Genomic DNA, 22,429 nt, shown 5'->3' on the forward strand with positions numbered 1-22,429 from the left:
GATAAATAAAAAAGCGGAAGACGGGATTCGAACCCGCGACCCCCACCATGGCAAGGTGATGTTCTACCACTGAACTACTTCCGCATGTGATATTGCTATCAACATTTATAAATGATACTAAATAACTTCTATTACGTCAATGTTTTTTTGAAAGAAATTTAGTAATGCGGATAAGAGGATTCGAACCTCCACGTCAAAAGACACAAGAACCTAAATCTTGCGCGTCTGCCAATTCCGCCATATCCGCATGCAATAAATGGAGAATACAGGGCTCGAACCTGTGACCCTCTGCTTGTAAGGCAGACGCTCTCCCAACTGAGCTAATTCTCCAGCAGCAACTTAACCTTTAAAATCATAAAGGAATTTGTAGTTGCTGTCAATCTATTTTAAACCAAGTGATTCGAGTTTCCGATCGATTTGGGCGAGAACTTCCCGACTCGCCTGCGGGTCCTCAACGAAGTCATATCGATCCCCATTGATTGACATCTTTGGACTCTCATCGTAGTCCTCATACCACTTTTGGTAGCGTTCATTTAATTGCTTGTAGTAGTCATACAGACTTGGATCGGCATCCAATTGTTCATACGGACGGCCCCGCTTCTTGATCCGCTTCAGCATCGTATCAAATGAGATCTGAATATGGATCATCAAGTTAGGAGCCTTTTGATGGCGCTGATCAGGCAGTTCTTCCATCATATTATGCAAGAGCGAATCGTAAATGTCGGATTCCGTTTCGGTTGCCCGCCCCATATCGGCGTTCAACTTGAAAAGCAAGGAATCTTCGAAGATCGACCGGTCCAACACATTCAGGTCGTTGCTGAATGAATCCTTAATTTCCTGAAGACGGCGATTAAGGAAATAGATCTGCAGCAAAAAGCCATACTTTTGCGGATCTTTATAAAAGAGCGGCAGAATTGGATTGTCGTCCACTGATTCATAAAAGGCTTTTGTGCCCAAATGATTGGCCAAGCGCTTAGTTAAGCTGGTCTTCCCAGCCCCGATCGTTCCTGCTAATACAATCATGATGTTTTCTCCCTACTTAAAAAAGTCACAAGTAGTATTGTAACATCTTAGACTGTTAAACGATACGCAAATTTAGATTAGTTCTGACTGTCGTCTTCTCCTTCTGGGTGGTACTGTTCACCACGAGAATTGTGTGAGAAGTCGACTTGGTCTAATGGAATCATCTTGCTGCCGTACTTGAACTTGTAGTACAGGTAGTAGATCAAGAAGATCGGTACTGACAGGTAAGTGATGGCAATGTTCTTCCAGTCGAGTTGGATGAAGGCATCCATGTTTTGGAAGACGATGATTACGATACAAAGAATGAATGAGAAGATTGGGCCGAATGGATACAGACCGGCATGGTACTTCAATTCACTCACATCGTGACCTTGAGCCAGGAAGGCCTTCCGGAAACGGTAGTGAGCAGCGGCAATTCCAACCCATGCAATAACACCACACAGGCCAGAAGCACCAATCAAGTAGTTGTAAGCGTCAGGACCGATGAATTGAGTTAACCAAACCAGGATCCCAATAACCGTCGTAACTAACAGACCGTAAATCGGAACACCACGCTTGTTAACGTAGCCTAACCAACGCCATGCGTAACCTTCACGAGCTTGTGAGAAGAGCATCCGCGTTGATGCGTACATCCAAGAGTTAGCTGATGACAAAACAGCGACCAGAATAACAGCGTTCATAACACTAGCAGCAGCGGCCAAACCAGCACGCTTGAAGATCAGCGTAAATGGACTCGTAACGATATCAGAAACGCTGGAACTCAACAGGTTCTTGTTGGTGTAAGGCAATACACATGCAATGATGAAAATCGTGAAGATGTAGAATAACAGGATCCGCCAGAAGGTTGACTTAATAGCTTCAGGAACGGACTTTTCTGGGTTTTCGGTTTCACCAGCGGCAATACCGATCATTTCAGTACCTTGGAATGAGAAGCCGGCAACCAAAAGCACGCTGATCACACCAGGCACACCATGAACAAATGGTGCTTGCTTGTAAGTGAAGTTGCTTAAACCAATTGGTCCTTGACCACCCATGATGCCTAAGATAACCAAGACACCAACGATCAGGAAGATAACAACCGTAACCACCTTGACTAAGGCCAGCCAGAATTCGGTTTCACCGTAAGACCGGACCGTCAAGTAGTTGATCAGGAAAATCAGGATAAAGGCAACACCACTGAACACCCACGCGGGAACATGTGGCAGCCAGAAGTTCATGATCAAACCAACCGTGGTAATTTCCACCGGCACGGTCAACGCACCGTTCAACCAATAATTCCAACCGAATGCGAAGCCCATTGCTGGACTCAGGTACTTATCAGCATAAGCTGCAAATGAACCGGTCAGCGGCAGGTAAGTCGCCATTTCCGCCAAACTGGTCATCAGGAAGTAAACCATAATCCCAATGATGATATAACCAACCAAAGCACCACCAGGACCGGCCGTCGTAATTGCGGAACCGGAAGCGATGAACAGCCCGGTACCAATAGATCCACCTAAAGCGATCATTGATAAGTGACGGCTCTTCAGCCCCCGCTTTACTGATCCTTGTTCGCCCTTGCTATTATTCTCTGCCATGAGAATCCCTCCTACTAAAAAAGCCTTCTGACGGGCGGCCATCAGAAGACTTATAGTTAATCGTCATTCTTGAAGCTCCCCGCGTAAAAACGCGACAGTCCGCACCCTTTCGGTATACGTCCCAATGTCGAAGATGGGCAAACATCCCCGCATTTCGGCATCACACCCTTTCACCATCGTTCCGGCTTTTGCCAGCCTCCAGACAGCTACTGATGAGCAATGCAACCTCTTCAATTTTTAATTACTTTTTAATTATACATAAAATAATACTGACGACAAGCTTTTTTTAATCATTAATTTTTAAGAAAGCGGAACCATCCTTGCTCTGTTGCTTCTAATTTAAATTCATTTTTTTGCAGAACACGCTTGGAAGCCGTATTTTCGACCCGCACTTTGGCAAAAATCGGCCGCACCGTCGTCTTTTTCAGCACCTGGCCAACCGCTTTCGTCATAATCCCCTGATGTTGATAGGCCGGACGCAATAGGTAGCCAATTTCAACGCCCTGCTCTTGGGGAAACAGGTTGATGGTGCCGATGAGTAATTGATGAGAAAAAATCCCCCATAAGAATTGATGGTCGACCCAGCTGGCAAAAACCATCCGTTTAAATTCCGGATTGGCATCGAGCACCAGTCCCGCCTGTTCCACTAACTGATCGTCTTGGTATAACCGCTCCAATGCGGGCAGGTCGCTACTTTGGAGCAGACGCACTTTGATCGTGTCGGCATTAACCACTATAATTACCTCCAAACAACTATTAGGAGTTTAGTATGCAAATCATTCATTTTCCGCTAAGCAGAGCTAACTACAAAACACATGCCAGCCTGACCGTCTACCTGCAGACGCCGACACCACGCAGCCCTATCCAGGAGTTCCCTGCGTTGATCATTCTGCCTGGCGGTTCCATGACCCACATCACCACAGAAGAAAGTGAGAAAACGGCCATCGCCTTCGCTAGCCGGGGCTTTCAGACAATGATCCTGCGCTATTCCTTTGTCGACGAGCACGAGCCGCTCTACCCTTACCCGCTCTTTGACCTGGCACTGGCCATGGCGGCGGTCAAAAATCACCAGAGCGCCTGGCATTTATCCGACCAGACCTTTTTACTGGGTCTGTCTGCGGGCGGTCATATCAGCGCCTTATTCAACGACTACTGGTCCAGTTCTTGGTTAAATGACCAGACCGGCGTTGCGTCAAAAATCTTACAGCCAACGGCGATCGTCTTGGGTTATCCGGTTATCGACTTAAACGCCGGCTTCCCCAAAGAGGCACAAACCTTAAAGCGCTGGACCGATGATCCAAAACGCTACAACGCCAGCCAGCACGTTAATGCAAACAACCGGCCCACCTTTATCTGGGCAACAATGGATGATCCCTTTGTGCCGGTTCAAAACAGCATCAACTACTCTTTGACATTGAAACAACATGACATCCAACAGGAGGTTCACCTGTTCGCCCACGGTCCGCATGGGATGGACATTGCCAATGCTTTGGTGGCCCACCATCCTGACGGCGATCAACCTCACGTCGCTCATTGGGTTGACCTGGCTTGCGAATGGCTGCAAACTATCGATTAACGAAAAAGCTCTCGGAATTTTCCGGGAGCTTTTTATTAATAATAAGTATGGTGTACCAATCGCCAATGGGTCATCTGCGGCGCAAAACTGCGGTAGAGGGCTTCGGCGATCTGCAGCCAGGCATAGCCCAGCAGCATTGCCCCGATCGTATCTGATGGGTAGTGGGCATTCAAGTAGACCCGAGATACTGCCAGCAGAATGATGAACAGAACTACCAGTAATTGGCAGATAACCCGCTTCGAGTTGCTCTTGATCAGCGGAATGACCACTAAGAAGAGTACTGCCGCCACGAGGAAGAAGCCTAACACGTGGCCACTTGGGTAACTAAAGCCGTGGTCCTTAGCCATGTGTTGGGCTGGCCGGCCACGCTTAACGATGTGCTTGACCAGGAAGCCCAGCACGTCGCCACCAAAGACCGTGCACAGTGCCCACAAAGCCGGGATCTTAAATTTGAAGCCCCAAAGGAAGAACGCGATCACTAATGTCCACAAAATATCCATCTTGGGACTGCCCAAAAAGCTGATCAACGTCATCAAGTGCTGGGTCATTGAGCCGCTATGGTTGGTTTCCCCGATTAACGCCTGCAAAACCGAGTCGATTGCCCCGATCAGCATGGAGTTCTTATAAACCATTGCGGTAACGACCATAAAAAGGACTACGCCCACGATCAGGCGCTTCCAACGTCCAGAATCTTTTTCAATTAGCATTGTCTATCTCCTGTGAATTAATCTTGTTGAGTATACCACAAAATCAATGCCCGCGTAGGCTAACGGTTCTGTCTGAACTTGCGATGGCGGTAGAAGAGGATACGGTTGACCACGTCGCCCAACCCGTAACCAATCGTGATGGCACCACAAATGACGACCACTTGGTAAAGGTATAGCAGGGTCAGATCGTAATTGCCCATCACAAAATAGCGGACCGCCTTATAAGCTTGACCCCCAGGCACCAAGGCTGCCAGCGCCGGGACGTTAAAGACAATCATCGGCAACCGGTAATGACGTGCCGCATAAAAGCTAGCCACCGAAATTCCTAAAGCGGCCAACAGGTTACACATGGCCAGACCAAGATGCAACTTGTAGTAGATCACCACGTAAAAAATCCAGTCGATCCCACCAATCAAGGCAATCGGAATCGCGGCTGACCATGGCGTGCTCCGCAGAGTGCCAAAGCAAATGGAGGCAATGCCGGCGAGTAGGAATTGACGTAAGAAATACCAGACCATGTTTTACCTCCTAGAAGTACCGCAAGACGATCACAATCGCACAACCGATCGCAATTGACGTAATCACTGCTTCAAGTGCCCGGGCTGGGCCACTGATAAGGTGCCCTGATACCAAGTCCCGGGCCGCGTTGGTTAAAGCAACCCCAGGAACTAGCGGCATCACCGCCCCAATGATGATGGCATTCACGTTTTGGGTCCAACCCAGCCGGTAAGAAGCCACTGACATCAAGGCAATCAAGAGGGACGACACAAATTCGCCCATGTACTTGACCCGGAATTTTTTCAAGAGCCACAGGTAGAACCAGTACGACACCCCACCGACGATGAAGCCGGCCCAGCTATCCTTGACGTCATTGGTAAAGACAATCATCAGGGTGAGGCTTAAGACGGCCGCCGCCATGCACTGGGAAAAGAGGGACAGCTGCATCTTACTGTGATCGACATCCTGCAGTTTATCGTACAGGTCATCCAGGCTCAGTTTGCCGGTCGCAAATTCACGTGACAGTTCGTTGACGGCCACGACCTTAGCCAAATTATCGGCCCGGCTACGAATGTCCGTCGCCTCTGCATTAGGCAGCCGTTCCGCCGATACCACGATACCGGTAACGGTGGTAAAGGCCTGGAAGTAGTGCAGCCCCGCGTTTTGCGCAATTCGGTACATCGTATCATTGACCCGCTCCATGTTTGAACCGTTTTCGATCAATAATTTACCTGCCAGCAAACTGCAATTTAAAGCTAAGACCAGTCGCTCATTGTCGATCACTTTGTCCACCCTCTTTCAATTCATCAAGCAACAGTTTAACAGAGTTCGTCCGGAAATCCACACATAATTGTCAAACTTTTTCACTAGATTGTCCAATTACGAAATTAACGCCCAAATACCGTCAGTAACAGTATTTGGACGCTTGATTCTACTTTTCGTTAATAAAAATATTATGAGCAGCCTTGTAGGAAATATTAATTGGATCGGCTTGCCCCTTCTTTGTCACCACGATCGGGCCCTCGAAAGGTTCATGCTTGACGATCGTGAGCTGGTCGTTTAATTCGATCCCCAAATCACTCAGGTAAGTCAGCAACTCGTGATTGTCCAAGAAGCGTTCCACAACAACCGTTTCACCATCCTGGCCAGCTGCCAAGAGGCGGTGGTTAACCTGGGAGAAGTGGCCCGAAGCATCCGGAATCACCCCGCCGTGCGGACAGGTCTTGGGGTGACCCAAGAAGTCGTCCAGGGCCGTTGCCAGCCGGTCACTGGTTTCATGCTCCAAAACTTCGGCTTCCGGGTGCACGTCGGCTACCTGATAGTGGAGTTTTTCCACCAAAAAGTCTTCCCACAGACGGTGTTTACGCACTAATTCGGCCGCGTAATTGCAGCCCTTCTTCGTCAACGAAATGCCAGCATATGGTTCGTGGGCCACCAGCCCCTCTTCGGTCAGCTTGGTAATCATTTCGGTCACTGAACCAGCGGCAATGCCTAGACCAAGGGAAATCTCTTTGTTGGAAACTTTCTTTTTGCCTCCACCCAATTCAAAGATAATCTTCAAATAATCTTCCTTCATTGGCGTCATTAGTCGCCACCAGCCTTCTTTCGTAAATAACCGTTGAATACAGAATGATTATAGCATACCATAATGTTAACAGTTTGGATTACCTAACTTAATTTTTATTACTACATATGATAGGGAGCGATTAGATGCACTCACACCGTTTACGCGGCCAGAATTTTCTGATTGTCACGGTGCTCAATCTGTTTATCACCATAGTCGAGATCATCGGGGGATTGTTGTCAGGTTCATTAGCCCTTTTATCCGACGCTTTTCATAACCTTGGCGATTCATTCTCCATTGTGCTTGGCTACGTGGCACAACTGATTGCTCACCGTCCCGAAAGTCAACACCGGACGTTCGGTTACCGGCGGGCAGAAATCCTGTCGGCACTGCTGAACGCCATCTTTTTGATTGTCATTTCCATCTTTCTGATCGTGGAAGCAGCCAAGCGGATTGCCCACCCAGAACCCGTAAATGGGGAAATCATGATGGTCGTCGCCATCGTCGGCTTAGTAGCCAACTTTGCCAGCGCCTTCCTGTTGCAAGGCGGCAGTCGCGACAGCTTAAACGTGAAGGCCACCTACCTGCACGTATTGAGCGATGCTTTGTCATCATTGGCGGTCATCATCGGCGGTTTCATCCTGATCTTCGTCGACTTGCCTTGGCTCGACCCCCTGTTGACCATTGCCGTTTCACTCTACATTGCCAGTGAAGCCTGGCCGATCATTAAGCAGACGGTCGGAATCCTGATGCAATCGGCACCTGAATTAGACTTCAAGAGTATCGATCACGATCTGATGCAAATCAAGGGCGTCAATGGTGTCCACCACGTCCATGCCTGGCAGATTGACGAACACCGCATCATCTTCTCCGCCCACATCAATTGCGACAACCTGCAGTTGAGTCAGATGGGTGTGATTTACGATCAGATCTCCAAAGTCCTGCAGGAAAAATATGGCATCGCCCACGTGACTATTCAAGCCGAATACAACCGTGGTGATGACGAAAAGCTGTTCAACACCAAAGAAGATCAGCAAAACATCTGCAACTAAAGTTAGACATTATAAACAATAATCTCCCCGTCACCGGTCATGCCGGTCCGGGGAGATTTTTTGTCATTGTTCAACAATGTGACGGTAAACACGGGTGGTTAAGCCATAGATGACCAGGTAAAGGATCAGCAGGCTGATCGAAACAATGACTCCGACTGTGATCATCAGCGGCAGGTTGTAAAGACTCAATTGGATCATGATCTGGCGAATGGCCGGGAAGGCAAAGCCCAGGTTGATCACGGCGCCGACCAATGGCAAGAGGAAGACCATCAACACTTGGCTGTGAATGCTCTTGACCGTCTCTTTCTCGCTCAAGCCCACCTGCTGCATCGTTGCAAAGCGTTCCGCATCCGCCATGCCTTCCGAAATCTGCTTGAAATAGATCACAATGGTTGTCGTAATGGCTAATACCAGGCTGATGAGGATACCAATGAAGACGAGGCCGCCGTAAAGACCATTGATCAACGAGCTGATCGTTTCTTTTGCGGTGAACTGGCCGTTCTTCATGTTCAGTTCCGCTTGCAGTTCGCCTTCAAACTTGATGCGCTGCTTCTGCGTCCCCTTCATCCGGTAGTCAAAGCTGGTGACTGTGGTCGTCGGCGTGCCCTTTGGCAGTTGGTTGATCACATAGAAACTCGGAGTGTAGATACTATGGTCTGGGTTGAAGTACAGCGAGTAGTGGTTCAGTCGCTTGGCCTGGTAGGTGTGACCATTAATCGTCACTTTGCCGTAGTGGCCCTTGTTGTTGGCATAGGCCAGGGCCTGGTTGTCGGCCAATTTAACGTGCTGTTTGGTGATCCGGTTATATTCCTTTGTCGTCAACAGGATCACTGAACTGCTCGTCTGCTTGTCCATGTGGAGAATGTCACCCTGGTTGATGAAGCGGTCGTCCTTCCAGTAGCCGTAACGCGGGGCGGCCATGGTATAGGTCAACTGGTGCGTCAATGTGGCGTGGTGGCGCTTGGCAGTATCGTTGACCAACGCCTTCTGCTGCGCAGTTAATGGACGCTGACTGTTAATGACCACGTTCTGGGGCGCATACGATTTGACCGTGCTGCCGATGCCGGCGTACAGCGTAACGGAGGTGAAGAGGATCACCAGAATCGAGCTGCACAGCAGGCAGATGGTCGCCAGGCTGGCACCGTTTTGTTCCATCCGCTGCCGCATGCCGGAAATGGCGATGAAGTGGCGTGGCTGGTAGTAGTAATGCTTCTGCTTTTGCAAGAATTGCAGGAAAACAATGCTGCCGATGATGAAGAGGAGGTAAGTCCCTACCGTCAATAACAGGACCGCCGAGAAGAAGTGTGCGATCGCCGAAATCCGCGGCTTGATCGTAACGGTGATGTAGTAGGCCCAAATCAACAGGCCCAAGCCAACCAATCCGGCGAAACTGTAAAGCTTGCCGTGCCGCTTGACTTTCACCGTCTGTGGCCGCCAGAGTTGACTCGGCGTCATCCGATGGAGCTTGACCAAGTCGATGACCATGATCAGGCAAAACAGGAGACTCATCAGGAGGACGGTCTCGCCGAGTGCTGACGGTACCAGCCATGACTGGGACACGTGGTCAATCTTTAACAGGTAACCCAATCCCAGAAAGGCCAGTTTTTCAAAGATGACTCCGATGATGAGGCCGCCCACTAAGCTGCAGACCAGCAAGTAGGCCTTTTCGATCACGGTTAGCCACTGCAGATTGCGGCTAGTCATGCCCAGCATTGAGTAGAGCCCCATCTCCTGCCGCCGTTCCTGCCATAGGAAGCGGTTGACATAAATGAGGAAGGCAATGGTGACCAAGAAGATGAAACGAAAGCCCAAGCTTAACAGGGCGCTTGTTGCCGCACCCGTGTTCAGTTTCTTCAGGCTTTCATTGGCGCGCACAGCCAAAAAGATGTAGTTGATGGCAACCAACATGGTAGTCGCCACCAGGTAGGGACCGTAAACACGCAGGTTCCGTTTAAAGCTGGAGTTGACAAGTTTTGTAAACAGCATGCTTATTCACCACCATTCGTCAGGGTCATCATCGTTTTGCTGATTTCTTCTTGGTACTGCTTCAAGGAATCGTCGCCGCGGAATAGTTCGTGGTAAATGCGTCCGTCCTTGATGAAAAGCGTCCGTTTGGCATAACTGGCCGCGGCGGCACTGTGGGTCACCATGATGATTGTCTGGCCGTTAGCGTTGACGCGGTCGAACAGGTCCAAGATTTCGTTACTGGTGTTGGAGTCCAAGGCGCCGGTGGGTTCGTCGGCTAGCAACAAGTCTGGCTGGGTGATCAGGGCCCGGGCAATCGCAATCCGTTGTTGCTGACCACCGGAGACTTCGGTTGGGTAACGGTCAATGATCTGTTCAATCCCTAACGAAGCGGCCAGTGGCTGGATCCGCTTCTCCATTTCGGCAACCGGGACTTTAGCCAGTACCAACGGCAGGTAAATGTTGTCACGGTTGGACAGGCTGTTCAACAGGTTGAAGTGCTGGAAAATGAATCCCAGGTGCTCCCGCCGGTACTTGGCCGCCTGATCGGCAGTCAAGCTGCTCAAGTCCTGCCCGTTCAACAGGATCTCACCGGCACTGGCCTTTTCCAAGGTGGCAATGATGTTCAAGAGGGTACTCTTGCCGGCACCCGATTCGCCCATGATGGCAATGTATTCGCCGGGATTGACGTCGAAACTGATTTCCTTCAAAGCTTTCACCGGGTGGGTGGAATTAGCGTTGTAAGTCTTTTGTAAGTGGCTGATGTGTAAGAGGTTCATAATTTTCCTCCCCTTCCTGATTTCTTAATTCCATTATAAAAAGGCTCCCCGTTGATTCCTACTTACAGTAGCGCGGAGAACCTTACAGTTCTGTAATGTTTGTTTAGTTTCAACTCTGCCGAACATTAGTGGGCAAGAAATTCAAGCTGGCCGTTGTCCCCTGGCCGATGGTTGACGCAACCGACACTGAGAAATTCAGTTGCTGGGTAACCTTTTTGACCAGGTAGAGGCCCATTCCGGTGGACTTAGTCGTTTGGTGACCGTTGTGGCCGGAAAAGCCGTTGTCGTAGATTCGGGGCAAGTCGCTGGCGGTAATCCCGCAGCCATGGTCGATGATCTGCAGCTGATGACCTGACCACTTGAGTTCAATGGTTGATCCAGGAGCTGAGTATTTGATCGCATTGGATAACAATTGAACCAAGCAAAAGCGCAGCCACTTGCGATCGGTCAAGACGTGCACCCCATCTAAACTTGTCAATTGGGGCTGGAGCTGCAGGTTGATGAAAATTGCGGAATTATCCTTGAGAATGCCGGTCACCAGTGCCGACAAATCCACCCACTCAAAGTCAAAGTCGTTGTCATCCATGGATAAGCGCTCATCACCTAGCATCATATTCAGGTGGTAGTTAGCCGAATGGACTGCAGATAGCACCGCCTGGCTGGCTACATGCGGGTGATTTTCGGCCGCCGCCTGCAGACTGGTCAACGAATTCTTGATTTCGTGCGAGTAGAGCTCCATTTGGTCCAGTTGGCTCTGTTGGCGGATGCGCAGTTGTTTGATCAAAGCTTGACTGTCCTTATTCTGGCGGCGTTGCCGTGTGATTAGGGCAACTTGTACCGGATCGGCTGCCAAGATATCCTGATCGTGACTGACCTTTCGAACCTTGTGCCATGAACGCAAAACGTCCACCAGCGCCCAGATGATCATCAGTGGCAAGCTAAAGCGGACGACATCGAAGAAGAAAGCTTGCGGCACCCGGTAAAAGGTGACCAGCAATTCAATCAAGCCGAGCAGTAAAAAATACGCAAAGGTCCCTGGTAGCCAGTGTTTCAGCTGGTAGGCCACAAAACTTTTAGCTTTCATGATCGTTCACCAGCCGATAACCAACGCCGCGTTCTGTCCGCAAATGGTCATCAAGGTTGACCGTTGATAATTTGGTCCGCAGACGGCTAATGTTGACGTTGAGCGTGTTTTCATTGAGGAACTTGCCACCCTGCCAGAGCCATTCGAGCAAAGACTGCTTTTCAACGGTGTGGTTGAGGTGGTTGATTAAGATCGCAAGCAGGGCGCCCTCTGTTGGTGACAGGGCCACGGTACCAGCCGAATTTGTGAGCTGGTTAGTCAGCGCATTGAAATGGTTGTCGTCCCACTTCAATTCCCGCTCATCGCTTTCTTGGCGGCGCAACAAGGCCTGGATTTTAGCCAGGAGGACGGTCGTGGAGAATGGCTTCATGATGTAGTCGTCGGCACCCAACGCGATGGCCCGCATAATGTTGTTGTCAATGTCCGCTGCCGAAATGACGATAATCGGTGCCTGGCAGTGCTTTCGAACCGCATGGATCCAGTAGAAACCGTCAAATGTCGGCAGGGTGATGTCAAACAGGATCAGGTCGGGATCGGCGGCCACGACCTCATCATCAACATGATCCCAGTCGTGAACCGTGACGACCTCGTATTTCCACTTGGTCAGCGCGTCTTGAACCATTTGAATGATCGCAAGGTTGTCTTCAACGACGAAAATTTTGGTCACGACCAGCCCTCCTTTCAGTAATTAACCAAATCATACATTAAGTGTTGGGCTAAAACAAATTCACAAAAAAAGCGTGGCCGCATTCATCGCTAACCACGCTTGCTTTTTGTAATCAATGATTTAGAACAGTTTCCCGACACCGTAGTGGATGGTGATCGTGATCAAACCAATGATAATGTTCCGGATAACGGCGATCTTGACCAGTCCGTTGCCCAGCTTGGAACTGATGTAACCAGTCAAGGCACTGGTTGCGGCAACGGCCAGGATGGTTGCCGACCACTTGTAATGGCCAGGAACAAAGGTCATCGCCATCAATGGCAACAGACCACCGGCTGCGGCAGCAAACAAGGAAGCAAACGCCGCATCCCATGGGTTCAAGTAGTGGCCCAGTTCAATATCATACTTAACCCGGACAACGGTTTGTAGCGGCTTCTTGCTCAGCAAATCGTCGGCAATGGCCATGGAGGTCTTTTTCGAAACCCCTTTGTTGATGTAATAATCACGAACCGCCTTTCGTTCGCTTTCAAAATCCTCTTTCAACAGCTTGTGTTCCTTGGCAACGGCTGACTTTTCGGTATCCTTTTGGGTGCTGACAGAGGCATATTCACCACAGGCCATCGAAAAGGCACAGGCCAACAAGTCGGACAAACCGGCGATAAAGATCGTGAACTGATCCGTCGTCGCAGCGGCCACGGAAACCAGAACCCCAACAACGGTTAAAATCCCGTCGTTCGAGCCCAACACACCGGCACGCAGCGTGTTCAGCTTTTCTTCCATGGTCTGCTTTTGTTTATTTTCTTTATTTAAGATCATGCAAGTTCACCGTCCTTAACGCTTCAGTAATTGACCAATCAGGAAGGTCACGGCCATCGTAAGTAAGCCAGAGATGGTATTCCGGATAACCGACTTCAGCTTGTCTGGGTTGTTGCCTAAGACGGCGGCAATGTAGCCGGTGATGACCAAGGCAATCAACACGGCAATGACCGTTGCTGCAATCCGGATGGCTGGTGGAAAGGCCGTCACCGCCACCATTGGCAAAATCGATCCCAGCGGGAAGGAAATAAAGGAAGCAATTGCGGCCGCGTACGGACTCGTGAACTCGTTTGGATTAAAACCATAACGTTCCTGAACCGCCGTGCCCATGGCGTCCTTGTCCATCAGTTCCTTCGTCGCTTGCTGGGCCAAGTCTTCGGAAATATCTTGATCCATGTATTTCTGCTTCACATAGTTGAATTCGCCCTGCGGATCTTCAGCTAGACGCTCCTTTTCTTCAATCAGCGCCATCTGCTGTGAATCCTTCTGGGTGCTGACGGAGACATATTCACCCATGCACATCGAAATGGTACCGGCAAGGCTGCCGGATAAACCAGAAATCAAAATTGAATAACTATTGCTGGTAGCAGCGGCAACCCCAATAACGATCCCAGCAACCGAAATGATGCCGTCGTTTGCACCCATGACGATTGCCCGTAGCACGTTGATCCGTTGTGCCAATGACATTTTCTTGGCCATTTTCTTACTCCCCTTAGTACAGTGAATTAGAATCATTATAAACTAGTAATAAGCAAAAGTAAAATTATTTTACAACAGATCAGTTATTGTTTAGAAACGTTATAAATGATTCTAATATCAAAAAACGTTGGCATGCTGCCAACGTTTCTTGATAATTTGTTCATCAGAATTCAGATTTAGTTGTTATGCTTGGCGATTTTCTTCAGTCCGAATGACAAAGACAGAAGTGCCAGAGTGCTTAACCATGTAAGAAGCTTGTGAACCAACTTCCTTGCGGTTGCCTGGCTTACCAATTGAACCCACAATCAAAAGGTCGGGCTGGAATTCTGGAATGACGTGATTGCAGATCCGTTCAGAAGGACGATCGCCTTCGTCAATGATTGCAGTGATCTTCTTTGGATCAACACCGTAATCGATAGCGGCTTGAACATATTCATTGATCCGCTTCTTCAATTCTTCACGACTGGAGTGAACGTAATCCTTGTTCAAGACTTGGTAAACATTCACCTTGTTCGTCTCATAAACGGAAACAATCCCCAATTCAGAATTGTCGCGTTTTGCCTTGTCAACAGCATATGAGAAAGCTGCTCGGGCGTCAGGAGCATCGTCAACCCCCACCAAAATCTTGTGATAATGTGCTGGTTTAATGTCGAACATATTTTTCCCCTCTCCATAGTTGTGGACAACGCACCAAATCCGGCAATGCGGTTGGTGGTCAATTCCATGTCCTATGGTACTACTAAATTATGTTTTGTAAACATTATTTTTTAGCTTCACCTAAACAATTTCTGCTAACTTACTAATAATCCTGTCCTGACATTGGCAGCCGGCAACGGAAGGGTTATCATGAAGACGTACCAAATTAACGGAGGTTTGATTATGGTGGAAAAACTGATTGATCATTATTTTTATGATGAAGCCGCCTACGATTATCATGATGGCGGTTATGTCCCACTGGAAATTCCGGACGTTCCCCAACAAAAACTGAACGTTCCTTCACTTCTGAAGCCCGACAAGGAAACGGACACCGACATGTACTACACGATCACCGCACAAACCGGTGAAGTCCAGCTCATGCCGGGTGAGAAGACCAAGACCTGGGGCTACAATGCTCCCCTCTTAGGTCAGACGGTAGTGTTCAAGAAGGGCAAAACCATTCATGTGCACCTGGTAAACCACCTGCCGGAAGTCACAACCTTCCACTGGCATGGCTTGGTTATTCCTGGTCCGATTGAAGATGGTGGCTGTCATGCACCGGTTTATCCAGGTGAAGAAAAAGACATCAGCTTCAAGATTAACCAGCCAGCCGCATTCGTTTGGCTCCACGCCCACCCGTGTCCGTCAACTGCTGAACAAGTTTGGCACGGTTTGGCTTGCGGCGCCATCATTCAAGACGAGCATGAAGCCCAGATGCCGCTGCCACGCAACTATGGGGTCGACGATATTCCAATCATTTTACAAGACCGGCGTTTCCACGAACATAATCAATGGGACTACCGCGCTGACTATGATCCGGACGGCGTGATGGGCCCTACTCCGATGATCAACGGAACGATTAATCCTTACTTCGACGTTACCACCCAGAAAGTTCGGCTGCGTTTCTTGGATGGTGCCAACCGACGTGAATGGCGGCTGCATTTCTCCGATGACCTGCCATTTACCCAGATTGCGGGCGACCTGAGCCTCTTACCACATCCAGTCAAGATGACCAAGCTGATGATCACTTGTGCTGAACGGCAGGAAATCGTGGTTGACTTTGGCCAGTACAAGCCAGGCGATGTCGTTACCTTGTACAGTGACGACACCCCACTGGTCCACTTCCGGATTCATGAATTTGCACCGGACCACACGACGATTCCGACGACCTTGTACAACACGCCAGATCCAAAGGTTGACGCTGACCTGCCTGTCCACCACGTCACCCTGGATGGCATGGATGAATCAGTCGCCATGAACGGCAAGAAGTTCCAGATGCAACGGATCGACTATCAGATGGAGATTGGTCAGGTTCAGCTTTGGGACATTCTCAACACCAACGATAAGCCTGGAATGATCCACCCTTACCACATGCACGGCTGCCACTTCACTGTGGTTTCACGTAACGGCCATCAACCAAATCCAAACGAATTGGGTCTGAAGGATACCATCGTTGTTAACCCACAAGAACACGTCGTCATCAAGGTTTGGTTCCCTGTACCCGGCGTCTTCATGTACCACTGCCACATCATCGAACACGAAGATGGTGGCATGATGGCCCAGATCAAAGTCGTTGACCCGAGCGATCCTAACAAGCAGTACAAGCTGATGGACCACCACACGCTGATGAAGGCCTTCGCCGAAGAACGTGGAGTTTCCATGGACGATCTCTGGTTAGGTGGCATGGACTCCTACAAGAAGATGGGAATGGAAATGTAGTAGCTGCTAAGGGGGCATGCTAATGGAATGGTATGACAAGACTTTTGACGAGTTGACCGTCGACGAGTTGTTCAACATCAACCTCTTACGGGCCAACGTCTTCAACGGTGAGCAGAAATGTATCACTCCCGATCCTGACTTGATGGATAAACACGCTCACCACGTCTTTGCAATGGACAATGGCCAGCTAGTGGCATACGGACGTTACTTTCAAGACGGAGCCAACGCCACCCTTGGCCGGGTCGTCGTCCACCCGCTCTTCCGTGGGCATGGCTTAGGCGCCGCACTGATTCAACATCTCTTAGACGGCATCCAGCAGAACCTACCAGGCAAGGAAATTGTGATCCACGCACAACTGTACGTCAAAGACCTGTACGAACACTTTGGCTTTCAAGCCCATGGTGATATATTCTTCGAGGCGGAACGCGAACACGTCACAATGACCCACCCAGCTCTGTAAATATTAGGCATAATAAATAACGAGGCATGGAGCACTTAAGTTGCCCTATGCCTCGTTTTTTTTAGTTAAAATTCAAGCGGAAACCAAAATGCTGGTCTTGACCAATCAGTTTGTTGGCGTGCCGTTCCATCACGTGTCGGCGGTTGCCAAACATCATCCAAGCGGTGATCCCACCCAGAACGATGAATTCGATCAAGAGAGTCAACCAGTCCAGGTAATTGGTGTGGCCGGCCATTGTTGCCGTGCCTGAAACCGTGAAGGCGGTCCAATCAAAGAGGAAGTGGATCAGCATGGTCAACCATAATTGGCCGGTGTAAAGGTACACGACGGACAGGAACAGGCCAAACAAGAAAGCGTTGATTGCTTGCACCGTGGTCATATCGAATTGCTGGTCAAACATGTTGAAGTAGTGGATCAGGCCAAAGATCAATGAACTCACGATGGTTGCCCAGCAGACCCGGTCCTTCCAATCGCGCATCGCGTAAAGGCAGACACCCAAGAAACCGAAGCGGGCCAAGCTTTCCTCACCAACGGCCGCTTCAAACGCCTGTGCCGTGAGCATCCTGCTTGGCGTCTTCCAAGTGAAGTGGTAGGAGAACAGGACGTTGTACCACTTATCACCGGTCCCATAGGCATTCCAGATGATCAAGGCAGTGGCCACAACAATCAAAGCCAGAATCACCCACCAGCTGACGTCCCAGCTAAAACGCGGCTTCAAACCGGGCCAGGACAGCTTCCAGGCCCGCATCACCGTGGTGACTAACAGGAAGAAGGCAATGGCACCAGCGGCCCCGCTACTAATCAGTACCACAAAGGCATGCGGCCCCATGAATTTCTGTGGCAAAGCAATGTCCATGCCAAACGCCACCACGTTGAACCACCAAAACAGGTAGAAGACTCTGGCAGTGACCCATTCTAATTGGCCACCGATTTCACTAGCAAATGGCGTAAACATGATCAGGTAGTAGAGCATCGTCAGTGCCACCACGCCGCGAGCCGGCAGCTGCAGGCGCACGATGATTGCCCGGGTCACGAATCCCCAGACGACACTCAAGATGACCGGTTGCAGCAATGCCTGCAGCCAGCAGTTGCCTTTCTTGAGCCAGGCCGGTGACTTTTCCCAAGCCGCGACTCCTAGGCCCAGCAACGTGATCAAGGTGACCGGAATCATCCGGTAGACCAAGACAATGCCATGGTAGGCTTCCCAGCCGCAAATCAGCAGGAGCAAAAAGCTGACGACTGCCAATTGGGCTAAATACCAAATGTGGAGGTAATCTCTTCCAGACACGTTTTTCCCTCCTAATCAATTAATCTTAGTCTTGATCATAACAAAGCAAAGGCAATATAAAAAGTCTGTTAGCTTCAAAAAACAAATTTTTCGTTTATAATGACTTTATTATTGTCTGAAGAAGGTTAAATTATGACGGTCCTATTATTTATCACGCTGATCTTCGTCGGTATGGCTGGCGGCTTACTCGGTAGCGCTGTGGGAATTGCCTCCCTGGCTTCCTACCCAGCACTGTTGGCACTAGGCATGCCGCCCGTCACTGCCAACGTTACCACCACTTTTGCCAACATCTTTTCGGGTATAAGCTCCGTGTTTGCTTCAAGCAAAGAGTTGCATGGCCGCTGGAGCTTCATTTTCAAAGTGTGGCCCCTGCTTCTAAGCGGTTGTATTACGGGATCGCTGCTCCTGTTTGCCTTTCCGCAATCCGTTTTCAAGAAGATCGTGCCCTTCTTCATCCTCTTGGCCGCTTTCCTGATGTTGCTGCCAAAGGGTGAAAAGACGCAGCAGGAACATTCTTTCTTCGTCATTTTCCTGTCGTGGGCGTCCATCTTCTTCACCGGTATCTATTCCGGCTACTTCGGTGCAGCCTGCGGGGTCATCATGCTGGCACTCTTCAACATCATCACCGGCGAACCCTACAAGATCTACAATGCCGAAAAGAACGTTGCCATGCCACTGGCTAACCTTACTTCCTTGGTTGTTTATATGACCCAGACCAAGATCGTCTGGTCATGGATCATCCCAATGGCCATCGGATCGATCATCGGCGGCTATATCGGCCCAGGAATTGTCCGGCACCTGCCTGACCGCCTCGTCAAAACAGTGGTAGCCATTTTCGCCGTCATTCTAGCCGGCACGCTTGCCTACCAGGCCTACTTCTAAAACTTATGTCAGATAAAAATAAAGGGATCAGTTAAATTACACTGATCCCTTTATTTAGTTGTCGTCAGCGAATTATTCGGTGACGGCTTCTTTTTTGTTTTGATGAGCGGCACTTTCTTGGCGATGCTTCTTTGCTTGCCCTTTGTGCTCATTGTTGCGACGATTGTGGTTGTGGCCATTGTGATTGCCATGCTGGTTGTTGTTGCGGTGGGTCCGGTGATGACTTTCACCGACTTCCTTGCGGCCTGGCTTATCGGCATTCAGGATGGTGACCATTGGAATGATCACTGGACGCCGGCCGGTCCGTTCATACAACAAGCGCTGCAGGCGGCTGACAATCGTCCGGTTGATGGCCCGCCGATCGACCTTCTTGTGGTTCTTGAACGTGTTCAGGATGGCCCAGAAGACTTCGTGGTTGGCTTCCTTGATCAATTCCTGGGATTCGTGCATGTAAACAAAGCCCCGGGAAACGATGTCTGGTCCGGCCACAATCTGGTAGTCCTTCAAGTCAACCACGGCAATGGCGGTGACTACCCCTTCTTCGGACAGCATCCGCCGTTCACGAATTTCAGGGTTACCAACTGAGTCACTGACATCGCGGCCGTCGATGTATACATCACCCATCGATTCGATATGGTCAGCCACACGGCAAGAATCCTTGGTTAAGGCCAGCACATCACCATTTTGCAAGATGAAGCAGTGATCCTTCGGTACGCCAGTCAACTGGGCCAACTTAGCGTGAATCTTCTGCATCCGGTATTCACCGTGGACCGGTGCAAAGAACTTCGGTTTCATCAGGCGCAGCATTAACTCTTCATCGATCTGACCACCGTGGCCGGAAGTGTGGATGTTGTTGACGTAACCATGAATAACGGTGGCACCATCCTCTTCCAGCTTGTTGATTAAGGCATTCACGCTCGTCGTGTTACCCGGAATTGGGTTACTGGAGAAGACAACGGTGTCACCCGGCTGGATACTGATCTGCCGGTGGGTACCATTGGCAATCCGGCTCAAGGCCGCCATTGGTTCACCCTGCGACCCGGTACACATGATCAGTACCTTTTCTGGTGGCAGTTGATTGATATCATTGCCGTCGATCAGTGCGTCATCGGGAATATGCAGGTAACCCAGCTTCTGACCGGCTTCGATGGCGTTCTCCATGCTCCGACCAAAGACGGCAATCTTCCGGCCTTGATGCAAGGCGGCGTCACAGGCTTCCCGCAGACGGTAGACGTTGGAAGCGAAGGAAGCGAAGATAATCCGCCCCTTGATCCGTTCAAAGATCCGGCGAATGTGAACGTCAACCCAGCGTTCGGACTTGGTGAACTGTGGCCGTTCCGCGTTGGTGGAGTCGGAGGTCAAAAGCAGGACCCCATCGTCACCCAGCTTAGCCATTTGCTGGAAGTTCGGTGCTGGCAGGTGGCCAACCGGGGTCAAGTCGAACTTGAAGTCACCGGTTTGGACAATCGTTCCTTGTGGCGTGTGCACAGCAACCCCTAACGTGTCAGGGATGGAGTGGGTCGTCCGGAAAAAGCTGACCCATAATTTCTTGAAGTGGACCGTATCGAATTCGTTAACTTCGTGCAGTTCCGCATTCCGCAGCAGGTGCTTTTCTTCCAGCTTGCCCCGAATCAATGACATGGCAAATGGACCAGCGTAAATTGGCACATTGACCTTCTGCAGGAAGAACGGCAAACCGCCGATGTGGTCTTCGTGGCCGTGGGTGATGAAGATACCCTTGATCTTTTCCCGATTTTCAACCAGGTAGTCGTAGTTTTGAATGACATAGTCGACCCCTAACAGCTCGTCTTCAGGGAACAGGACCCCACAGTCGATGATGACAATCTCGTCCTGAAATTCGACACAGTACATATTTTTACCAATTTCGCCTAATCCGCCGACAGCAAAAAAGGCGACTTCGTTATTCTTAATTTTTAACTTGCGCATAATACCTTCCTTTGATGTTCATCGCTATATAACTCGGATGGTTCACAAAAAGAGCTTAGGCCCGGTACAGGTTTAAGTCGTTTATTCTATTGGGTTAAAAGGTCACTGGGGATTTCCAGGACACATTTCGTCAAAGCAGCATGATCTTTGACACGTTTTTATGAAACCAAGAAGTTATTTTATCCGTCCAAATAAACTAAAAATATTCTAGCACATGAAACGAGCTTTGGATAGGAGAAAGGATTTGACTAGTGGTTGTGAACCGCTGCATTGAGCTTGCGCCGGTTGCAGAAATAGATAATGAGGATTGGCGGCACGATCAGCAAGAAAACGGGATAGAAGTAGACTGGCGAGAAGAGGCTATCGATCAACCCACCTAACATCGGGCCGACCGACATCCCAATATCCAGACCAAGGTAGAAGGTGGAACTGGCCAATCCAGACTCGCTGATGGGTGCCAATAACAAGGCCGTTGATTGCATCACTGAATAGATGATCCCGTAACCAACCGCCATGCCGGCAGCTGCTAGGGCCATCTCCCAATTGTTGTCCATAACGGTCAATAGAATCAGGTAGATGACGGTAGCTGCAGTGCTGAGGTATAACCATGGCCCAAAAGAAACGGTGTCGAAGAGGTTCCGCAAGAGCAGCCGCAATACCAGCAGAACGACGGCATAGATCAAAAAGTAGGCACCCACGGCCACGTGCATGTGCCGCTGTTCGACATAGGTAACGATGTCCGCTTGGGTCACAAAGTAAGGCAAGGCAAACAAGGTCGTTAAGGCAGCAATGGGCAGGGAATCCTTTTGAATGATCTTGAAGTGGTGGGCCTGCTTTTTAGAATTGGCCACGCCCTCTGGCTTACCCTTGTCGCCAACGAACTGAATGACAACGACCATCAAAATCGCTGAGCTCGCCGACAAAATGATCGACTGCCGGTAGCCAAAGGTCTTGTAAATGTTAATGGAAACGGCCGGGGCAACCGACATCGCCAATGCGTTCATCAAGCCGTAAAAGCCCATCGCTTCCCCAACGTGTTCCCGGGGAACCAATTCAGCCAGCCAGGTCGTCATGCAGACAGTGCATAAAACATAACCTGTCCCGTTCATCAGCCGGAACAACAGCAGCATGCCGCTGTTCGGCGTAATGATGTATCCGACGATCCCTAACACAATCAGCACACCGCCGATAAATGACAGCTTGTATTTGGTCATCTGGTCCGTCAAGTTGCCGGCAACCGGCCGCAAAAACATGGCCGCCACACTCATAATACCAACGATAAAGCCGGCAAAAGTGGCGCTGGCGCCCAGTGATTTAGCAAATCCGTTGATGAGCGGGTTGACAAACATCGTACTGAACATGAAGAAAAACGATGCGGCCATGACCAAAATGACATCCTTGCTGTAGACAGATTTACTGGCCATTCAAACACT

22 protein-coding genes, 3 tRNA genes and 1 riboswitch are annotated in these 22,429 nt (G+C 49.8%); of the genes, 5 read left to right on the forward strand and 20 right to left on the reverse strand.

Annotated elements, in window-relative coordinates; translation table 11 throughout:
- Positions 1-12: 12 nt before the first annotated feature.
- The 6 genes from IV45_RS05820 to IV45_RS05845 form a co-directional block, all read right to left on the reverse strand.
- Positions 13-84 (reverse strand) — tRNA-Gly (locus IV45_RS05820).
- Between the two features lie 81 nt (positions 85-165).
- Positions 166-247, reverse strand: a tRNA-Leu gene (locus IV45_RS05825).
- 10 nt (positions 248-257) lie between these two features.
- Positions 258-330: transfer RNA gene (locus tag IV45_RS05830), tRNA-Val, on the reverse strand.
- A gap of 51 nt (positions 331-381) precedes the next feature.
- The gene (locus IV45_RS05835; RefSeq protein WP_057741508.1) at positions 382-1,023 is read right to left on the reverse strand and encodes a deoxynucleoside kinase; all 642 of its coding nucleotides are present in this window, start codon (positions 1,021-1,023) and stop codon (positions 382-384) included.
- A gap of 77 nt (positions 1,024-1,100) precedes the next feature.
- Positions 1,101-2,600: an amino acid permease gene (locus tag IV45_RS05840; RefSeq protein ID WP_057741509.1), complete on the reverse strand. Its 1,500-nt coding sequence runs from the start codon at positions 2,598-2,600 to the stop codon at positions 1,101-1,103.
- Between the two features lie 64 nt (positions 2,601-2,664).
- Positions 2,665-2,839: riboswitch (Lysine riboswitch) on the reverse strand.
- Between the two features lie 54 nt (positions 2,840-2,893).
- The gene (locus tag IV45_RS05845) at positions 2,894-3,334 is read right to left on the reverse strand and encodes a GNAT family N-acetyltransferase (RefSeq protein WP_057741511.1); all 441 of its coding nucleotides are present in this window, start codon (positions 3,332-3,334) and stop codon (positions 2,894-2,896) included.
- 35 nt (positions 3,335-3,369) lie between these two features.
- Here IV45_RS05845 and IV45_RS05850 point away from each other — a divergent pair, with 35 nt between their 5' ends.
- Positions 3,370-4,176, forward strand: a complete 807-nt coding sequence (locus IV45_RS05850) for a lp_1002 family arylesterase (RefSeq protein ID WP_057741512.1) — start codon at positions 3,370-3,372, stop codon at positions 4,174-4,176.
- A gap of 35 nt (positions 4,177-4,211) precedes the next feature.
- On the opposite strand, the gene IV45_RS05855 is transcribed toward IV45_RS05850, so the two are convergent.
- From IV45_RS05855 to IV45_RS05870, 4 genes are all read right to left on the reverse strand, one after another.
- Positions 4,212-4,883, reverse strand: a complete 672-nt coding sequence (locus IV45_RS05855) for a phosphatase PAP2 family protein (protein ID WP_057741514.1) — start codon at positions 4,881-4,883, stop codon at positions 4,212-4,214.
- Positions 4,884-4,942: 59 nt separating this feature from the next.
- Positions 4,943-5,401, reverse strand: a complete 459-nt coding sequence (locus IV45_RS05860) for a threonine/serine exporter family protein (RefSeq protein ID WP_057741515.1) — start codon at positions 5,399-5,401, stop codon at positions 4,943-4,945.
- 10 nt (positions 5,402-5,411) lie between these two features.
- On the reverse strand, positions 5,412-6,164 hold the full coding sequence (locus tag IV45_RS05865) for a threonine/serine exporter family protein (RefSeq protein ID WP_083487283.1): 753 nt from the start codon (positions 6,162-6,164) through the stop codon (positions 5,412-5,414).
- Positions 6,165-6,312: 148 nt separating this feature from the next.
- On the reverse strand, positions 6,313-6,966 hold the full coding sequence (locus IV45_RS05870) for a metal-dependent transcriptional regulator (protein ID WP_057741517.1): 654 nt from the start codon (positions 6,964-6,966) through the stop codon (positions 6,313-6,315).
- 125 nt (positions 6,967-7,091) lie between these two features.
- Between IV45_RS05870 and IV45_RS05875 the strand changes: the two genes are divergently transcribed.
- Entirely contained in the window at positions 7,092-7,997 is a 906-nt protein-coding gene (locus tag IV45_RS05875; RefSeq protein ID WP_057741518.1) for a cation diffusion facilitator family transporter, read from the forward strand.
- A 63-nt stretch (positions 7,998-8,060) separates the two neighbouring features.
- Here IV45_RS05875 and IV45_RS05880 read toward each other — a convergent pair whose 3' ends face one another.
- From IV45_RS05880 to IV45_RS05910, 7 genes are all read right to left on the reverse strand, one after another.
- Positions 8,061-9,983, reverse strand: a complete 1,923-nt coding sequence (locus IV45_RS05880) for an FtsX-like permease family protein (RefSeq protein ID WP_057741520.1) — start codon at positions 9,981-9,983, stop codon at positions 8,061-8,063.
- 2 nt (positions 9,984-9,985) lie between these two features.
- Positions 9,986-10,741, reverse strand: coding sequence for an ABC transporter ATP-binding protein (locus IV45_RS05885; RefSeq protein ID WP_057741521.1), 756 nt, complete (start codon positions 10,739-10,741; stop codon positions 9,986-9,988).
- 109 nt (positions 10,742-10,850) lie between these two features.
- On the reverse strand, positions 10,851-11,825 hold the full coding sequence (locus tag IV45_RS05890) for a sensor histidine kinase (RefSeq protein WP_057741523.1): 975 nt from the start codon (positions 11,823-11,825) through the stop codon (positions 10,851-10,853).
- Positions 11,815-12,492 (reverse strand): response regulator transcription factor, encoded by a 678-nt coding sequence (locus IV45_RS05895; RefSeq protein WP_057741524.1) that lies wholly within the window; start codon positions 12,490-12,492, stop codon positions 11,815-11,817. Before IV45_RS05895 ends, IV45_RS05890 begins: the two co-directional genes overlap by 11 nt.
- A 120-nt stretch (positions 12,493-12,612) precedes the next feature.
- On the reverse strand, positions 12,613-13,305 hold the full coding sequence (locus tag IV45_RS05900; protein ID WP_057741526.1) for a VIT1/CCC1 transporter family protein: 693 nt from the start codon (positions 13,303-13,305) through the stop codon (positions 12,613-12,615).
- 15 nt (positions 13,306-13,320) lie between these two features.
- Complete coding sequence (locus IV45_RS05905) at positions 13,321-14,004, reverse strand: VIT1/CCC1 transporter family protein (RefSeq protein ID WP_057741528.1); 684 nt, start codon at positions 14,002-14,004, stop codon at positions 13,321-13,323.
- A gap of 183 nt (positions 14,005-14,187) precedes the next feature.
- Positions 14,188-14,661: a universal stress protein gene (locus tag IV45_RS05910; protein WP_057741529.1), complete on the reverse strand. Its 474-nt coding sequence runs from the start codon at positions 14,659-14,661 to the stop codon at positions 14,188-14,190.
- Between the two features lie 222 nt (positions 14,662-14,883).
- Between IV45_RS05910 and IV45_RS05915 the strand changes: the two genes are divergently transcribed.
- Both IV45_RS05915 and IV45_RS05920 read left to right on the forward strand, forming a co-directional pair.
- Positions 14,884-16,419 carry a multicopper oxidase family protein gene (locus IV45_RS05915; RefSeq protein WP_157051219.1) on the forward strand — a complete coding sequence of 512 codons (1,536 nt, stop codon included), beginning with the start codon at positions 14,884-14,886 and terminating at the stop codon, positions 16,417-16,419.
- Between the two features lie 22 nt (positions 16,420-16,441).
- Entirely contained in the window at positions 16,442-16,879 is a 438-nt protein-coding gene (locus IV45_RS05920) for a GNAT family N-acetyltransferase (protein WP_057741533.1), read from the forward strand.
- Positions 16,880-16,940: 61 nt separating this feature from the next.
- Here IV45_RS05920 and IV45_RS05925 read toward each other — a convergent pair whose 3' ends face one another.
- On the reverse strand, positions 16,941-18,167 hold the full coding sequence (locus IV45_RS05925; RefSeq protein WP_057741534.1) for a CPBP family intramembrane glutamic endopeptidase: 1,227 nt from the start codon (positions 18,165-18,167) through the stop codon (positions 16,941-16,943).
- A 132-nt stretch (positions 18,168-18,299) separates the two neighbouring features.
- Between IV45_RS05925 and IV45_RS05930 the strand changes: the two genes are divergently transcribed.
- Positions 18,300-19,049, forward strand: a complete 750-nt coding sequence (locus IV45_RS05930) for a sulfite exporter TauE/SafE family protein (RefSeq protein ID WP_057741536.1) — start codon at positions 18,300-18,302, stop codon at positions 19,047-19,049.
- A 72-nt stretch (positions 19,050-19,121) separates the two neighbouring features.
- Here the strand turns inward: IV45_RS05930 and rnjA are convergent, their stop codons facing one another.
- Together rnjA and IV45_RS05940 are read right to left on the reverse strand one after the other, a co-directional pair.
- Positions 19,122-20,996, reverse strand: a complete 1,875-nt coding sequence (gene rnjA / locus IV45_RS05935; RefSeq protein ID WP_057741538.1) for a ribonuclease J1 — start codon at positions 20,994-20,996, stop codon at positions 19,122-19,124.
- A 248-nt stretch (positions 20,997-21,244) separates the two neighbouring features.
- Positions 21,245-22,420 (reverse strand): MFS transporter, encoded by a 1,176-nt coding sequence (locus IV45_RS05940; protein ID WP_057741540.1) that lies wholly within the window; start codon positions 22,418-22,420, stop codon positions 21,245-21,247.
- Positions 22,421-22,429: the final 9 nt, after the last annotated feature.

The organism is Limosilactobacillus secaliphilus (assembly GCF_001437055.1).
GTDB lineage: Bacteria > Bacillota > Bacilli > Lactobacillales > Lactobacillaceae > Limosilactobacillus > Limosilactobacillus secaliphilus.

Excerpts from the sequence above, each read along its gene's own strand:
- IV45_RS05835 (WP_057741508.1), bottom strand. The coding sequence starts at position 1,023 with ATGATTGTATTAGCAGGAACGATCGGGGCTGGGAAGACCAGCTTAACT.
- IV45_RS05840 (WP_057741509.1), bottom strand. The coding sequence starts at position 2,600 with ATGGCAGAGAATAATAGCAAGGGCGAACAAGGATCAGTAAAGCGGGGG.
- IV45_RS05850 (WP_057741512.1), top strand. The coding sequence starts at position 3,370 with ATGCAAATCATTCATTTTCCGCTAAGCAGAGCTAACTACAAAACACAT.
- IV45_RS05855 (WP_057741514.1), bottom strand. The coding sequence starts at position 4,883 with ATGCTAATTGAAAAAGATTCTGGACGTTGGAAGCGCCTGATCGTGGGC.
- IV45_RS05860 (WP_057741515.1), bottom strand. The coding sequence starts at position 5,401 with ATGGTCTGGTATTTCTTACGTCAATTCCTACTCGCCGGCATTGCCTCC.
- IV45_RS05870 (WP_057741517.1), bottom strand. The coding sequence starts at position 6,966 with ATGACGCCAATGAAGGAAGATTATTTGAAGATTATCTTTGAATTGGGT.
- IV45_RS05875 (WP_057741518.1), top strand. The coding sequence starts at position 7,092 with ATGCACTCACACCGTTTACGCGGCCAGAATTTTCTGATTGTCACGGTG.
- IV45_RS05880 (WP_057741520.1), bottom strand. The coding sequence starts at position 9,983 with ATGCTGTTTACAAAACTTGTCAACTCCAGCTTTAAACGGAACCTGCGT.
- IV45_RS05885 (WP_057741521.1), bottom strand. The coding sequence starts at position 10,741 with ATGAACCTCTTACACATCAGCCACTTACAAAAGACTTACAACGCTAAT.
- IV45_RS05890 (WP_057741523.1), bottom strand. The coding sequence starts at position 11,825 with ATGAAAGCTAAAAGTTTTGTGGCCTACCAGCTGAAACACTGGCTACCA.
- IV45_RS05900 (WP_057741526.1), bottom strand. The coding sequence starts at position 13,305 with ATGATCTTAAATAAAGAAAATAAACAAAAGCAGACCATGGAAGAAAAG.
- IV45_RS05905 (WP_057741528.1), bottom strand. The coding sequence starts at position 14,004 with ATGGCCAAGAAAATGTCATTGGCACAACGGATCAACGTGCTACGGGCA.
- IV45_RS05910 (WP_057741529.1), bottom strand. The coding sequence starts at position 14,661 with ATGTTCGACATTAAACCAGCACATTATCACAAGATTTTGGTGGGGGTT.
- IV45_RS05915 (WP_157051219.1), top strand. The coding sequence starts at position 14,884 with ATGGTGGAAAAACTGATTGATCATTATTTTTATGATGAAGCCGCCTAC.
- IV45_RS05920 (WP_057741533.1), top strand. The coding sequence starts at position 16,442 with ATGGAATGGTATGACAAGACTTTTGACGAGTTGACCGTCGACGAGTTG.
- IV45_RS05930 (WP_057741536.1), top strand. The coding sequence starts at position 18,300 with ATGACGGTCCTATTATTTATCACGCTGATCTTCGTCGGTATGGCTGGC.
- rnjA (WP_057741538.1), bottom strand. The coding sequence starts at position 20,996 with ATGCGCAAGTTAAAAATTAAGAATAACGAAGTCGCCTTTTTTGCTGTC.
- IV45_RS05940 (WP_057741540.1), bottom strand. The coding sequence starts at position 22,420 with ATGGCCAGTAAATCTGTCTACAGCAAGGATGTCATTTTGGTCATGGCC.